The organism is Streptomyces sp. bgisy159 (assembly GCF_057707805.1).
In genome coordinates this window covers 11,727-26,611 of the sequence record NZ_JBYIQX010000019.1, presented here as the reverse complement: position 1 = coordinate 26,611, position 14,885 = coordinate 11,727, and the positions used below count along the sequence as shown (strand labels likewise).

General features: G+C 74.7%; 11 protein-coding genes. 9 read left to right on the top strand and 2 right to left on the bottom strand.

Going from position 1 to position 14,885, the window contains the following annotated elements:
• Nucleotides 1-548: 548 nt before the first annotated feature.
• From AC3ET3_RS19545 to AC3ET3_RS19520, 6 genes are read left to right on the top strand one after another with little or no spacing between them, the layout of a single operon-like run.
• Nucleotides 549-2,021: an ATP-binding protein gene (locus tag AC3ET3_RS19545; protein WP_432135377.1), complete on the top strand. Its 1,473-nt coding sequence runs from the start codon at nt 549-551 to the stop codon at nt 2,019-2,021.
• A complete protein-coding gene (locus AC3ET3_RS19540; RefSeq protein ID WP_432135378.1) occupies nt 2,018-2,440 on the top strand; it encodes a roadblock/LC7 domain-containing protein in 423 nt (140 codons plus the stop codon). The genes AC3ET3_RS19545 and AC3ET3_RS19540 overlap by 4 nt, the downstream gene beginning before the upstream one ends.
• Nucleotides 2,437-2,796 carry a DUF742 domain-containing protein gene (locus tag AC3ET3_RS19535; RefSeq protein ID WP_432135379.1) on the top strand — a complete coding sequence of 120 codons (360 nt, stop codon included), beginning with the start codon at nt 2,437-2,439 and terminating at the stop codon, nt 2,794-2,796. Before AC3ET3_RS19540 ends, AC3ET3_RS19535 begins: the two co-directional genes overlap by 4 nt.
• Nucleotides 2,771-3,430: a GTP-binding protein gene (locus AC3ET3_RS19530; protein ID WP_432135380.1), complete on the top strand. Its 660-nt coding sequence runs from the start codon at nt 2,771-2,773 to the stop codon at nt 3,428-3,430. The genes AC3ET3_RS19535 and AC3ET3_RS19530 overlap by 26 nt, the downstream gene beginning before the upstream one ends.
• Nucleotides 3,427-4,665, top strand: coding sequence for a cytochrome P450 family protein (locus AC3ET3_RS19525; RefSeq protein WP_432135381.1), 1,239 nt, complete (start codon nt 3,427-3,429; stop codon nt 4,663-4,665). The genes AC3ET3_RS19530 and AC3ET3_RS19525 overlap by 4 nt, the downstream gene beginning before the upstream one ends.
• A complete protein-coding gene (locus AC3ET3_RS19520) occupies nt 4,662-5,879 on the top strand; it encodes a cytochrome P450 family protein (RefSeq protein WP_435612556.1) in 1,218 nt (405 codons plus the stop codon). Before AC3ET3_RS19525 ends, AC3ET3_RS19520 begins: the two co-directional genes overlap by 4 nt.
• Nucleotides 5,880-6,052: 173 nt before the next feature.
• Here AC3ET3_RS19520 and AC3ET3_RS19515 read toward each other — a convergent pair whose 3' ends face one another.
• Nucleotides 6,053-7,528, bottom strand: a complete 1,476-nt coding sequence (locus tag AC3ET3_RS19515) for a helix-turn-helix domain-containing protein (RefSeq protein WP_432135383.1) — start codon at nt 7,526-7,528, stop codon at nt 6,053-6,055.
• Nucleotides 7,529-7,920: 392 nt separating this feature from the next.
• Between AC3ET3_RS19515 and AC3ET3_RS19510 the strand changes: the two genes are divergently transcribed.
• The gene (locus AC3ET3_RS19510) at nt 7,921-8,541 is read left to right on the top strand and encodes an L-threonylcarbamoyladenylate synthase (protein ID WP_432135384.1); all 621 of its coding nucleotides are present in this window, start codon (nt 7,921-7,923) and stop codon (nt 8,539-8,541) included.
• Between the two features lie 127 nt (nt 8,542-8,668).
• Complete coding sequence (locus tag AC3ET3_RS19505) at nt 8,669-10,225, top strand: metallophosphoesterase family protein (RefSeq protein WP_435612555.1); 1,557 nt, start codon at nt 8,669-8,671, stop codon at nt 10,223-10,225.
• A 24-nt stretch (nt 10,226-10,249) separates the two neighbouring features.
• Here AC3ET3_RS19505 and AC3ET3_RS19500 read toward each other — a convergent pair whose 3' ends face one another.
• A complete protein-coding gene (locus AC3ET3_RS19500) occupies nt 10,250-11,215 on the bottom strand; it encodes a TauD/TfdA dioxygenase family protein (protein WP_435612554.1) in 966 nt (321 codons plus the stop codon).
• A 254-nt stretch (nt 11,216-11,469) separates the two neighbouring features.
• Between AC3ET3_RS19500 and AC3ET3_RS19495 the strand changes: the two genes are divergently transcribed.
• Entirely contained in the window at nt 11,470-14,811 is a 3,342-nt protein-coding gene (locus AC3ET3_RS19495; protein ID WP_435612553.1) for a phosphorylase family protein, read from the top strand.
• Nucleotides 14,812-14,885: the final 74 nt, after the last annotated feature.

Sequence of the window (14,885 nt, the reverse complement as noted above, 5' to 3'; positions counted from 1 at the left end):
GGGGCCCGGGACCCGTGGACAGGACCGGCAGGAAGTCCGGTTGCCCGGGGACGGTGCGCCCCTGGGCGCGCCATTCGCGGACGAGATCGGCGTAGATCGGCGCACGGCTCCATGCCGCGGGGCCCGGTTCGACGACGGTGGGGGCCGGGGCGGCGCCGAGGGGCGGCGGCGCAGGCGGGAGGTTCTGTCCATGCCGGGGCAACGCCGGGGGCGGGCCGGCGGTACGCGCGTACGGCGCCACTCACCGCCCCGGGTGACCGGAGTCCCCGAGCGGAGGCCGGGATCGATGTGATGGTCGTACGCCGGTGACGGGACCACGCGTGGCACGGTACCGTTCCGGCCAACGGGGCGAGTGATTTCGGGCACCCCAACTCTTCGTTGCCGTAAGGCAATTCGGTCACTCGCCGCAGATGTGAACAGAAGGCGGGCGCATCCCGGGCGAAGTATCGCTCGACCGTGCGAGAGCGTTCGATGACGGTGTGTACTGTGCTCGTCAGCGCCCCGCCCCCGGCAGCCCCGCTCCTGGAAGATCCTCTGGAACCGTATCGATGATCCAATTACCGGACCTCGCCGTCGGCGGCCTCGCCGCCGGCACCCTGTCCGCGCTGGCCCTCGGCGGCGGTCTGCTGCGGGCACGGCGGCAACAGGCCCGGCAGCGCGCGGAGATCGCCGCGCTGCGCACCCAACTCGACGGAACCGTCGCGGCGTCCACGGCGGAGGTCGAGCACCTGGCGTCGCGCCGGGTACCCGCCGCCGTCCGTCAGGTCGCCCACCCGCACCTCGACGTGCCGGGTCCCCTGCAACCGTTGACGGCGGGGACGCCCCTCGGTGCCGCGCTGGACGACGTACTGGCGGCGCTGCGCGCCGAGGTGGTCGCGCAACGCACCCGGGTGGACGCGGCCGCGCAGGCCGGCATGCGGGGCGCCACCCGGGAGATCCAGGCTGCGCTGTACCGGCTCCAGGACGCCCTGCGGGGACTGCAGCAGCGCTACGACGACCCGGAGTTGGCGCAGACGCTGTTCCGGCTCGACCACGAGAACGAGCAGTCGCTGCGGCGGGCGCAGGTCGCCGCCGTGGTCTGCGGCGCCTGGGTTGGCCTGGCCCGCGAGGAGTCGCACGTCGTCGACGCGGTGACCGGCGGCCAGGCCAGGCTGGCCGGCTACCACCGGGTCAAGGTGCACCACCACCTCGAACCCGGCACCGCCCTCGTCTCGCACGCGGTGGAGCCCGTCGCGATCATCGTCGCCGAGCTGCTCGACAACGCGCTGCGGCACTCCGCCCCGGACACCGACGTGCTGGTGAGCCTGGAGCACGTCCACCACGGCGTGTGCGTGACGGTCGACGACGCGGGCCTCGGGATGACCGAGGACGAGCGGGAGCGGGCCCGGCGGCTGGTGGCAGGCGACGAGCCGATCCTGCTGACCGACCTCGGCGACCCGCCCCGCATGGGACTGGCCGCGATCGGGCGGCTGACCCGCCAGTTCGACCTGCGGGTCGACGTGTCGTCGGCGTCGCCGTACGGCGGGGTGCGGGCGGTGCTGCGCATCGACAGCCATCTGCTCAGCCGTATCGACCCGGTCGAGCGTCCTCCGGCGGCCAGCGCCCCGCGCACCACCCGGGCCCCCGAGCCGACCGCCGCGCCGGCGGCGGCGCCGGCGTCGGCGGCCCACGCCCACGGCGCCGACGACGAGGTCACCGGGGCCGGCGAGCACCTGCCGGTCGCCGACTCCGGGGGGCTGCCGCAGCGGCGCCGCCGTGACCGCGGCGGGTCCGCGCCGTCGCCCGCCGCCCCTCGCCCGCCGGCCCCGCGTCGGCCCGCCCGCCGTCCGGAGGAGTCCGCCGCCGCGCTCGGCGCGCTGCAGGCGGGCACCGAGGCGGCCCGCTCCATGGCGGCGGCCGCCTCGGCCCCCGCCGCGGCGGAGCCCTGGGACCACCGGGCCGGCGGCCCCGACCCGGTCGCCGACCGTATGCACGACGACGAGCACGAAGAGAACGATCACGAAGGGGGCGCACCTCGATGACCAGCCGCAACGCGGGCGACACGGCATGGGTGCTGGAGCCGATCCTGCAGGTGCCGCACGTCGTGGCCGCCGTGATGCTCACCCGGGACGGACTGGTGACCGGCTACACCGACGCGCTGTCGCAGCCGTCGGCCGAGCGGGTGGCCGCGATCACCAGCACCGTGCAGGGCGCCTGCCGCACGGCGGCGGCGGCGTTCGCCGACGCCGAGGGGGCCGAGGTGCGCCAGATCGTCATCGAGTCGGACCACGGATACGTGCTGATCGTGCCGACCGACCACGGCACCTGTGTCGCCGCCTACGGCGACGGCGAGGTGCGGCTGGACCTGCTGGCGCACCGGGTGCACTCCCAGGTGGCACGGCTGGGCGAGAAGGCCATGGTGGCCGCCCCCCGAGGAGCCGACGACATCCCGCCGGCATGACCGGCCGTCCGGCCGGGCGCCCCCTGGTCCCCGCCTATCTGTCGACCGGCGGTGTGGCCCGGCCGAGCCGCCCCCAGCTGGAGCGGCTGTCGGTACTGACGCGCGGCGAGGCGCCGGTCCCCGGCGGGCTGACCGCTGCCGAACTGGCCCTGCTCGACGTCCTGGAGGGCGGTGCGCTGGCGCTGGTGGAGGCGGCGGCACTGCTGCGGCTGCCGGTGTCGGCGGTGCGCGTGCTGGCGGCCGGTCTCGCCGACCGGGACCTGGTCCTCGCCCGCGCGCCGATTCCGCCCGCCGAACGCTTCGAACCCGACCTGCTGAAGAGAGTGGCCGATGGCCTGCGCGCCCTCAAGCACTAGCGACTCGTTCCCGAGCCCCGACGCCCGTCCCTCCGGCACCACCGGGACCGCCGACGGCGTCCATCTCCCCGACAGCGCCCGGGATCTGGTGAAGATCCTGGTCGCCGGGCCGTTCGGGGTGGGCAAGACGACCCTGATCGACTCGGTGTCGGAGATCCGCCCGCTGCACACCGAGGAGCGGCTGACGGAGGCGTCCGCGCAGGTCGACGACCTGGCCGGGGTCCGGGACAAGTCCACGACGACCGTCGCCATCGACTTCGGCCGGATCAGTCTGCCCGGCGGGGTCGTGCTGTATCTGTTCGGAACGCCCGGCCAGGAGCGGTTCCGGTCGCTGTGGGACGACATCTCCTACGGGGCGCTCGGTGCGCTGGTGCTGGTGGACAGCCGTCGTATCGACGCCTCGTTCGACGTGCTGGGGCTGGTGGAGGACAGCGGGCTGCCGTACGCGGTGGCCTTCAACGCCTTCCCCGACGCGCCCCGGCACTACCGGGACGACCAGCTGCGGCGCGCGCTGGACCTGACGGCTCAGACGCCGATGGTGACGTGCGACGCGCGGGACGCCGACTCGTCCGTCGACGCGCTGCTCGCGCTGGTGGACCACCTGATCGACCGCGCCCCGGCGGAGGCCCGATGACCCCCTACCCCCCGGACCGGGACGACTTCTCGCGCTCGGCGCCGGTGCGGCTGTGGGAGGAGGCGTTCGCGGTGGACCCGGAACGCCACTACGCGGCACTGCGCGCCCAGGGCCCGGTCGGCTGGGCGGAGCTCGCGCCGGGCATCCCCGCCTACGTCGTCACCGAGCGGCGGGCCGCGCTGGAGGTGCTGCACGACACGCGGCGGTTCTCGCACGACCCGCGCGCCTGGGAGGCGACCGTGCCCGCGGACGCGCCGGTGCTCGGCATGATGCGGTGGCGGCCCAACGCCCTGTTCGCCGACGGCGCGGCGCACACCCGCTACCGGCGCACCCTGCTGGACGTGTTCGACCTGGTCGAACCGTACGACCTGCGCGCCCGGGTGCACCGGGCGGTGCGGCTGCTGGTCGGGCGGATCGGGCCGAAGGGCGAGGCCGACCTGGTCGGGGAGTTCGCGCGGCCGCTGATGGCGCTGGTCTTCAACGACCTGTTCGGGCTGCCGGACAGCCAGGGTGACCGGCTCAACGAGGGCCTGTTGCGGATGATGGAGGGCGGCGCACAGGCCGCCGAGGGCGAGGCGGAGTACGCCCGGTACGTGCTGGAGCTGATCGCCGCCAAGACCGCGCGGCGCGGTGACGACCTGCCGAGCCGCCTGCTGGACCATCCGGCGGGGCTGACCGCCGAGGAGGTCACCTGGCAGGTGTTCCTCACCCTCGGCGCCGGCTACGAGCCGACCGCGAACCTGCTGTCGAACACGCTGTCGCGGATCCTCGGCAACCCCGCCTACTACTCGACGCTGACCAGCGGCGCCCGGCCCGTCATGGACGCCGTGGTGGAGGTGCTGCACCACGAGACGCCGCTGACCAACTACGGCGTCTACTACGCCCGCGAGCCCATGGCCTTCCACGGGGTGTGGCTGCGGGACGCCATCCCGGTGGTGGTGTCCTTCGGGGCGCTGGCCCGTCCCGCAGGCCCGCAGTCCGCCGGTGCCCGGCACCCCCACGACGCCTCGCACCTGTCCTGGGGCGCCGGCCCGCACGCCTGCCCGGTCAGGCAGCACACGCTGCTGATCGTCACCGAGGCGATCGAACGGCTCACCCAGTGGCTGCCCGACCTCGATCCCGCTCTGCCGCGCGAGCGGCTCGACTGGCGGCCCGGCCCGTTCCACCGGTCGCTGACCGCGCTGCCGGTCCGCTTCAGCCCCCGTACCCCCGACCAGCCAGGAGTCCCGTCGTGACCGTGACCGACCGCATCGCCCTCGACCCGTTCGGCGCCGACATCCCGGCCGAGACCGCCCGGCTGCGCGCCCTCGGCCCGATCGTTCCGGTGGAGCTGCCCGGCGGCATCCCGGCGTGGGCGCCCACCGGGTACGACACGCTGAGGGGGCTGATCCTCGATCCGCGGGTCAGCAAGGACCCGCGCCGGCACTGGCGGCTGTGGCCGCAGCTCGGCGAACACCCGTCCTGGGCGTGGATCCTCGGCTGGGTCGGCGTGGTCAACATGCTCTCCACGTACGGCGCGGACCACACCCGGCTGCGCAGGCTGGTCGCGCCGAGCTTCACCCAGCGGCGCACCGAGGCGCTGCGGCCGCGCGTCGAGGCGATCACGGCGGAGCTGCTGGACGCGATGGAGGCGGGCGAGGCCGCCGCGGACCTGAAGGCGGCGTTCGCGCATCCGCTGCCGATGCGGATCATCTGTGAACTCTTCGGCGTGCCCGACGGGATGCGGGAGCCGACCGCGCGGCTGATCGCGGCCATCATGGACACCTCGGACCCGACTCCGGAGCACGCGGCGTTCGTGCAGGAGCAGATCGGCGCGGTGCTGGGCGGGCTGATCGCCCACAAGGTGGAGCACCCGGGTGACGACATGACCACCGAGCTGATCCGGGTGCGCGACGAGGACGGCGACCGGCTGAGCGACGAGGAGCTGCTGTACACGCTGCTGCTGGTCATCGGCGCCGGGTTCGAGACGACCGTGAACCTGATAGGCAACGCCGTGGTGGCGCTGCTGCGCCGGCCCGAGCAGCTGGCGGCGGTGCGGCGCGGGGAACTCGGCTGGGACGCGGTGGTGGACGAGACGCTGCGGGTGCACCCGTCGATCGCCTCGCTGCCGCTGCGGTTCGCGGTGTCCGACCTGATGGTGGGCGACGTGACGATCCCGGCCGGCGACGCCATCATCACGACGTACGCGGCGGCCGGTCTGGACCCGGCGCACTACGGGGCGGACGCGGACGTGTTCGACGCGGCGCGCGGCGCGGACGACCACCTGGCGTTCGGGATCGGCGTGCACCGGTGCATCGGTGCCCCGCTGGCCCGGATGGAGGCCCTGACGGCGCTGCCCGCGCTGTTCGAGAGGTTCCCGGAACTGGCCCTGGAGAGCGGTGAACTCAGGCAGGTGCCGTCGTTCATCGCCTTCGGCTGGCAGGAGGTCCCGGTCCGGCTGCGGGGCTGACCCGCGTCGGGGCGCGACCGGTCCCCCGCCCCGGTCGCGCCCCGACGCATCGAACATACGGGGCGGGTGGCCGGGTTGTGAATCGTGGCGATGCCCACTCGGCGGGGCGCGGGACTCACCCGTGCACAGATCCGCCCGGAAGGCCCCGTTCGGCCCGGAGCCGTCCGGGCCGGTCAGGGCGCCGGCAGCCCGGGGCCGTCGAGCTCCCCGAGGGCCAGGTGGGCGAGGACCACCTCGTACAGGTCCCGGCCGCCGGCGAGGAGCTGGCGTTCCAGGACGGGCTCGGCGCTGCGCACGTGCTCGCGCACGGTCTGGGGGTGGACGCGCAGCCGCCGGGCGGCGCGTTCGGCGTTGCCGCCGGCCGCGATCCAGGCGCGCAGCGTCCGGCGCAGATCGCGGGCGTCGGTGTCGAGGCGGGCGAGCAGGTCGCTCGCCCAGACGCGCAGGGCCGGTCCGGCCAGCAGGGCGCCGAGTCCGTCCGGCGCGGGGGCGTCGGAGGCGGGCGGCTCCGCGGGGCGGACGGCCTGGGTGTTGAGGGCCAGGTGGACGGCGGCGCGCGCGGCGAGGTCGGTGAAGTCGGTACGCAGCAGCCCCTCGACGCGTTCCATGCGGGCGCGCACGGTGTTGCGGCTGACGCCGAGGACCTTGGCGGTGCCGACCGCGGTGAACTCCAGGCCGAGGCGGGTGGTGGCGAGGAGCTCGGCGCGGGTGTGGTGCGGCAGGGTGTCGAGCGGGCGCAGCAGGCGGGCGGTCCAGCCGTGCAGGGCGGCGGTGTCCATCAGGCGTTCGGGGCGGGTGCGTTCGGCGTAGACGGCCGCCCTGTCGGTGCGGTGACGGGCGACCGCGAGGGCGCTGACGGCCTGCCCGTAGGCGGTGGCGGTGCGGTCGAGGCCGACCGGGGCGCTGCCGCCGAGGAAGGTGCCGGGGTGCCGCTCCAGCAGGGGCCGCAGGCGCGCGGCGACGGTGTCGTCGACGGCCACGACGATGACATGCCCGTCCATCGCCGGGCAGCGCACCACCAGGGCTCGGTCGTCGGTGGCGGTCAGGCACTCGGCCGCGAGCCGGTCGCGGCGCTCGGGGCGGGTCTCCACGACGTAGACGCATGCGGTGTCGGTGTCGAGGAGGCCGGGCCAGCAGCCGGCCGCGACCCGGCGGGCGGCGACGGTGTCCTCGACCATGAGCAGCTGCAGGACGGCGAGCCGCAGGTCCGCGGTGGCGCGCTCCAGGCGCCGGCCGGTGGCGGCGGTGTCCCGAAGACGCAGCAGCAGTGCGAGGACGGCGGCCGTGCGGGCGACGATGTCGGAGGCCCGGCGGTCGAAGGGCTCCGGGCGGGAGACGGCAAGGACGCCGGCCGGGCCCGGGGACGGCTGGTCGAGACGGATCAGGCGCAGGTGCCGGCCCCCGTCCGTCCAGGCGGCGGAGGCGAGGCGGCCGCCGGCGACGTCCGCGACCAGGCCCGGTTCGGCGGGGAGGCCGGGGCCGGCGAGGAGGGTTCCGGTGCCGTCGCGCAGCGAGACGGCCGCCTCGACGGTGGCGGCGAGCCAGCCGACCACCTTCTCGACGTCACCGTCGGCCGACTGCAGCTGGTCGAGGAGCTGCTCCGCCCAGGGGGCGTCCGTGGGGCGGGGTGTGTCGTCCCGGCCGGGCATGTGGGTGTCTCTCCTCGTCGCTGGTGTCGCTGTGTCGTTGGAGTCGCTGTGTCGCTGGTGCGGAGCCGGGTTGGTGGCCCGGCGCACGGCTGGAACCGGGGTCCCCCGACGCTGGTGCGCGGCCCGGGCTTCCTCGGCGCTGGTACGGGGCCCGGGTGGTTCCGGGCCGTCCCGAGGGGGCTCCGGGCCGTCCCGTGGGGGCTCCGGGCCGTCCCGTGGGGGCTCGGGGCCGTCCCAAAGTGGCTTTGCGGTGTCCCGGGTGGGTTCCGGGCCGTCGGTCGGGGACGTTACCTCACCGGTCGGCGCCGCCCGGGACCGTCGCCACCTGCCCGAACGCGGGACGCGTGCCCTCGCGGGCGCCCCTGGCCCGGCCCGGGGCATAAGCTCGGCGGATGGCGAAGTACTACGACGTGCACCCCGACAACCCCCAGCCGCGCACCCTCTCCCAGGTCGCGGCCGCCATCCGGGCGGACGCCCTGGTCGCGTACCCGACGGACTCCTGCTACGCGCTGGGCTGCCGGCTCGGCAGCCGGGACGGCATCGACCGGATCCGGACCATCCGCCAGCTCGACGACCGCCACCACTTCACGCTCGTCTGCCAGGACTTCGCGCAGCTCGGGCAGTTCGTGCGGGTGGACAACGACGTGTTCCGGGCGATCAAGGCGTCCACGCCGGGCGGCTACACCTTCATCCTGCCCGCGACGAAGGAGGTGCCGCGGATGCTGCAGCACCCCAAGAAGAAGACCGTCGGGGTGCGCATCCCGGACCACGTGGTCACCCAGGCGCTGCTCGCGGAGCTGGGCGAGCCGCTGCTGTCCAGCACGCTGCTGCTGCCCGGCGAGGAGGAGCCGATGACCCAGGGCTGGGAGATCAAGGACCGGCTCGACCACGTGCTGGACGCGGTGCTGGACTCCGGGGACTGCGGTACCGAACCGACGACCGTCATCGACTTCTCGGGCGGCGAGGCGGAGATCGTACGGCGGGGCGCGGGGGACACGGCCAGGTTCGAGTGAGAGCGGCGGGAGCGGCGGCATCGCCCCGGGCGACGCAGGCAACGAAGCGTCGGGGACACGGCGGTGACGGTAGGTCAGATCGTCACCCGCCGTGTCGCCGGCCGGGCGGCGTTGTTACGGTGCACCGATGTCTGACTCCTCGCGCGACACCGCGGCGGGCGCCGGCTGGGGCGCCGCCGACCGGGGCACCTACCGGCGGCTGATGCCGGGGCGGGTCGAGAAGATCTCCTGGCTCGACCCGCGGCTGCTGTGGGCCGCCCGCAACGGCGTGCTGGCCTCCTGGTTCGGTGACCCCACCGGCCGCATCCGGTCCCGGTGGGTGGCACAGCGGGCGGCGGCCGGGGCGCCCGCGGACAAGGTGATCCGCCGCGACGACCCGGACCGCTTCTCCTTCATGGTGATCGGCGACCCCGGCGAGGGTGGCGAGCCCCAGTACGCGGTGGTGCCCGGACTCCTGACGGCCGGTGAGGGCTCCGCTTTCGCGGTGGTGGCCAGCGATGTGATCTATCCGGTGGGCAGCGCCGACGACTACGACACCAAGTTCTTCCGGCCCTACCGGGACTATCCGGCGCCGATCTACGCGATCCCCGGCAACCACGACTGGTACGAGGGCCTCGGCGCCTTCATGCGGGTTTTCTGCGACGACGCGCCGCCGCTGCCCGCCGAGCCGCGGCCCCGGCCGCTCACCCGCGCCTGGCTGCGCTCCCTGCTGTGGCACCGGCCACGCCCCGGGGACGGCGAACGCCTCTCCGAGGCCCGGGGGGTCCGCTCCGCGCCGGTTCTGCGAGCCGTCCAGCCAGGGCCGTACTGGGCGATCGACGCGGGGCCGGTGCGGATCGTGGGCATCGACACCGGGCTGCTCGGCACGCTCGACGCCGAACAGGGCGCGTGGCTGCGCGAGGTGTCCCGGGGGCCCCGCCACAAGATCCTGATCACGGGTTCGCCGCTGTACGTCGACGGCGAGCACCACCCGTGCCCCGTCGAGGGCGGCGGCACCGTCGACGACATCGTGCGCGCGCCGGAGCACCGCTACGTGGCGGTGATCGGCGGCGACATCCACAACTACCAGCGCTATCCGGTGCGGCTGCCGGACGGACGCACCCTGCAGTATGTCGTCTCGGGCGGCGGCGGGGCCTTCACGCACGCCACGCACACCATCCCGCGCGTCGACGTCGCCGGCGTGGCCGAGGACGACTTCCGCTGCTATCCGCTGCGCGGGGACTCCCTGGCCTTCTACAGCCGCCTCTACGCCCGCCGGCTGCGGCTGCGCCGCTTCCTCGCCCTCAGCGAGGACGAGGCGACGGCGGTGGTGGAGGAGCGGCTCGGCATCCGGCCGGGCCGCGCGCCGGCCCCCGGGGCGCGGGTGACGCGGCGGACGCGGCTGGTCGCCGGCCTGTTGGGCACCGGGCGTCGGCCCGGCCGGGCCAGGCGGTTCCGGCTGCCGGTGCGCAAGATGTACGCGCAGCTGTTCTCACCGGGCTCCGCGACGTACAGCCCGCCGTTCTTCAAGTCCTTCCTGCGCGTGGACGTCTCCCCCGAGTCGGTGCGGCTGCGCTGCTACGCCGCCACGGGCAACCGGGCGCAGGAGGTGGACCCGCCCGTCGAGGACGAGGTCGTGATCGCGTTGGCCGGGAGCGGCCCCACGGTCGGTGAGGAGCCGCCGCCCGGCATCCGGGCGGCCTGAGACCCCCGGCGTGCGCCGGGCCGGTCACCAGCGGCCCGGCGCGGTGCCGACGAGCGGCTCGGAGGGACTGCCGTCCACCCCGACCGGCACGTCCCCGGCGAGCATCACCCGGTGCATGATCCTGGGCGCGTCGAGACGGGTGGTGTCGGCCGGGGCGAGGTGGATGGTGGCCCGGTTGTCCCAGAAGGCGACGGAGCCCGGCTCCCAGCGGAAGCGGACGGTGTACTCGGGCCGCACCGCCTGTTCCAGCAGCATGTCGAGCACGGCCCGGCTCTCGGGGCGCGACAGGCCGGCGATCTGCTCGACGTAGTAGCCGTTGACGTACAGGATCCGTTCGCCGGTCTCCGGGTGGATGCGCACCAGCGGGTGCACGGAGGCGACCTGGTGGTCGAGGAGGTGGCGCAGGTAGGCGTCGTCGCCGGTTCGGGCCTGGTAGCCGACGCCGAGACGGTGCTCGGCGCGCAGCCCGTCGACGAACCGCCGTACGGGTTCGGAGAGTCCGGCGTACGCGGCGGCCAGGTTCGCCCACGTGGTGTCGCCACCGTACGGGGGGACGGTCTCGGCGCGCAGGACGGTCGCCGCGGGCGGGTCGACGCGGGCGCCGTGGTCGCAGTGCCAGCCGCGCAGCAGGGTGTGCCGGCGGCGGCGCAGCCACTCCTCGTGTTCCATGCCGAACCGGCCGCCGAGTTCCAGCCGGTCGGCGGTGGTCTCGACCTCGGGGACGTCGGCCGGTGAGGCGCCGCCGCGCCGGCCGAGCACGACCGGCTCGCCGAACCGGCGGGCGAACGCCACGTGAGCGGCGTGGTCGAGTTCCTGGCCGCGGAAGAAGACCACCTTCCAGCGCAGCACGGCCGCCCTGATCGCGGCGACCGTGGCGTCGTCGAGCGGGCCGGCCAGGTCGACGCCGCCGATCTCGGCGCCGATGTGCCCGGCGGCCGGTCTCACATCCAGCGCGGTCGGTTCCTCGGCTGTCTCCCGGTCCGTCGTCATGCGCGCTCCGCGGGTCGTGGTCGGATTACCGCTCCGGGAAGATCGTGGCAGCGGACGGGCGCGATGGCGACAGGGCACCGTCGCACGGTCGCCGCACACCGGTCGAGGTCATCACGATTTCGGCTGAACGGTCATGGGAATCGGCGGACTTGCTGCCCCTGTGCCACCACGGGGTTACCGTATGTCCCCCAGTTCGCGCGTCAAGGAGTCGAAGCAGAGGCCCGGTCGATCACGTGACAGACTCTCGTCCCACCGTGGTAATCCTCACCGCACTGCGTCTGGAGTACGACGCAATGCTGCGGCATCTCGCGCACGTCGAACAGCGGGAGAACGACGCGGGGACCGTCTTCGACGTCGGCCGGCTGCGCGGTACCGGGTGGCGGGCCGCGCTCGCGCTGATCGGGCAGGGCAACATCGCGGCGGCCGTGATCACCGAGCAGGCCCGGGCGATGTTCCGCCCCGCGGCGCTGCTGTTCGTCGGCGTCGCGGGCTCGTTGAAGGACGACGTCGAGATCGGCGACGTGGTCATCGGCACCCACATCTACGCCTACCACAGCGAGAAGCACGACCCGGGGGTCAGCCTCGCCCGGCCCCGCGTGTGGGAGACCCCGCACTGGCTGATGCAGCGCGCGATGCGCGTGGCCGAGGAGCCGGGGTTCCGGGTGCACCACAAGCCGATCGCGGCCGGCGAGGTGGTGCTCAACGATCCGCGCTCGCCGCTCAAGGAACAGCTCGCGCACCACTACAGCGACGCCGTCGCGATCGAGATGGAGAGCGCGGGGGTCAGTCAGGCGGCGCATGTCTCGCGGATGCAGACCCTGACGATCCGCGGCATCAGCGACAAGGCGGACGGGCGCAAGCACGCCGCGGACGCGGCCGGCAAGCAGCGGATGGCGGCCGAGCACGCGGCGCTGGTGGCCGTGGCGGTGCTGCGCGAAGTGGGCCAGGCGCTGGTCCTGTTCACCCCGTGGGGCGGGACACCGGTGGGCGCGTTCGCCGAGGTGGCAGACAGACCGCCGGTCGGCGCACCGACGGACCGTCGTCCGGCCGGGGTCGTGCACGAGGTGGGCAACGAGGCCGGGAACGAGGTCACGGACGAGGTGCCGCCCGCGGTGCGGCTCCCCGACGCGGCGGTACGGCCGACGGCCGTCGCGAGCGGCACGGGCGGCGGCACGGGCGGCGACACAGGCGGCACGGGCGGCACAGGGGCGGCCGGTGCGACGGGACACGGGCCCGCGGCGGGCACGGGCGACGCGGGGTTCCGCTCTTCCCCCGCTCCGGTCGACGGGACGCCGCCCCCGGCCGACGCCGGACCGCGGACCGTCGGTGACGGCCCGTTCGCGGCCGACGCCGGCACCGAACCCGCCCGCGGCACCGGACCCCGGGGTGCCTCCGCCGGCGGCGGGTCCCGTGCGGACGACGCCGGTGCGGCGCCGGGCGCCGGGACCGGGTCCCGTGGCGCCCGTGCCGGAACACCGCGGACCGACGGCGCCGCCGCATCCCCCTCCCCCACCGCATCCACGTCCCCTGCGGCATCCGCCTCCCCCGGCATCCCCTTGCACCCCGGCGGCGCCGCGCCCGGCACCGCATCCGGCTCAGCCGCCGGTGGTGCGGCCCCGACGGCGGACGGTGAGGCTCCCCGGCCGCGGCCCGGCCGCCGGCCGGCGAAGCCGTCGGGGAGCGGGACGTTCCGGCTGCTGTCCCGGCCGTTCGGCTCGCGGCGGTCGGCCACCGCGACCGTGCTCGGGGTCGCCGCGGCCGTCACCGCGCTCGTCCTGGCCCTGCTGCCGTCCGGCGGGTCGGACGACGGCGAGGACGGGGTCCGTACCACCAAGGCGGGCTCGGCGCTGGCCCCGTGTCCCGCGGCACAGGCCGACGTCACCCTGCGGATCGCGGCGTCCGTCGACCTGTCGACGCCGCTCGGCGACGCCGCCACCGGGTACGGGGCCCGCAGGAGCGACGGGCACTGTGTGAAGGTCGTCGTCGCCGGCGTCAACTCCGGAACCGGGATGCGCGCGCTGTCCCGGGGCTGGTCGGAGGACGACGGGCCGACGCCCGACGTGTGGTCGCCCGCCGGACGCGACTGGCTCGCCCTCGCCCGGTCGCGGGCCACGCCCCAGGCGCTGAAGGTGCTGCCGGAGACGGCCGAGCCGATCGTGACCAGCCCGCTGACCATCGCCATGCCCAAGAAGATGGCCCAGGCGCTGGGCTGGCCGGAGCAGCGGATCGGCTGGAAGGACCTCGCCCGGTGGGCGCAGGACCCGAAGAACTTCTGGGCCGAGCGCGGCCAGCGGCAGTGGGGTGCCCTGAAGCTCGGCAAGACCAACCCGAACTACTCGACTTCGGGGCTGAACGCGACCGTCGGCGCGTTCTACGCCCGCACCGGCACCAGCGCCGAACTGTCCGTCAAGGACATCGACGACCCGGACAACCAGGCGCTGGTGCGGGACATCGAGAAGTCGGTGGTGCACTACGGGGACGACACGCTGACGTTCCTGTCCAACCTGCGCGCCGCCGACGACCACGGCGGCTCGGACGAGGCGCTGGACTACATATCCGCGGTGACGGTGGAGGAGGCCGCGGTCGTCGCCTACAACCAGGGCTACCCGTGCGGCTCGTACTCCACCGACGGCACCCGGGGGTGCGCGCGCACCAGCCCGCCGACCACTCCCCTGGTCTCGCTGTACCCGAAGGACAGCAATCCGGAGAGCGACCACCCGTACGTCGTCCTCAACGGGCTGCCGGCGCCCAAGCAGACGGTGGCCGCGGACTTCCTCGCCCATCTGCACACCCGTGCCGTGTTCGACCGGTACTTCGCGCCCTACGGCTTCCGCACCCACGACCGGCTGCCGGGCTCGGAGGTCACCACGGACAACGGCGCCCTGCCCGACACCGAACTCTCCCCCTACCGCGCGCCGCAGGGGCCGGTCCTGGACCGGATCCAGCAGGCGTGGTCCCGGCTGCGCCGGCCCGCCAACGTACTCGTCGTCATCGACACCTCGCTGTCGATGGAGGACAAGGTGCCGGGCACCGGCAGGACCAAGATGGAACTGCTGAAGGAGGCCGAGCCTGCGCTGTTCGGCGGGTTCGGGGACGCCGACCGGGTCGGGCTGTGGCGGTTCTCCAACGCGGCGAACATCGACGGCGAGCACCACTACCAATCGCTGGTGCCCATCGGGCCGATGTCCGCCGGCCTGGCGGGCGGCGGGTCCCGCCGCGAGCAGCTCACCAAGGAGGTGAAGGGGCTCGTCCCGAACGGCGCCACCGGGCTGTACGGCACGGTCGACGCGGCCCTGGCCACCCTGCGCGGAGGCTACGCGGCGGACTCCATCAACGCGCTCGTGCTGCTCACCGACGGGCGCAACGAGGGGGTGCCGGACACGCCGACGCTGGACGACGTGCTCGCCCGGATCGACGGCATGAAGGAACAGATCCGGATCTTCACCATCGCCTACGGTTCCGAGGCGGACGAGCAGGACGCCGGCGGCCGGACGGTGCTGGAGAAGATCGCCGCCGCCGGCGGGGGCCGGGCCTACAAGGCGCAGGACCCGAAGGTCATCAGCGATGTCCTCACCAGTGTGATCTCCAACTTCTGACCGGCGCGGCCGTCCGGGCCGCGCGCGGCGTCCGGCCGACCGGTTCACGGGGGCGGCGGTCGCCCCCGTTCGGC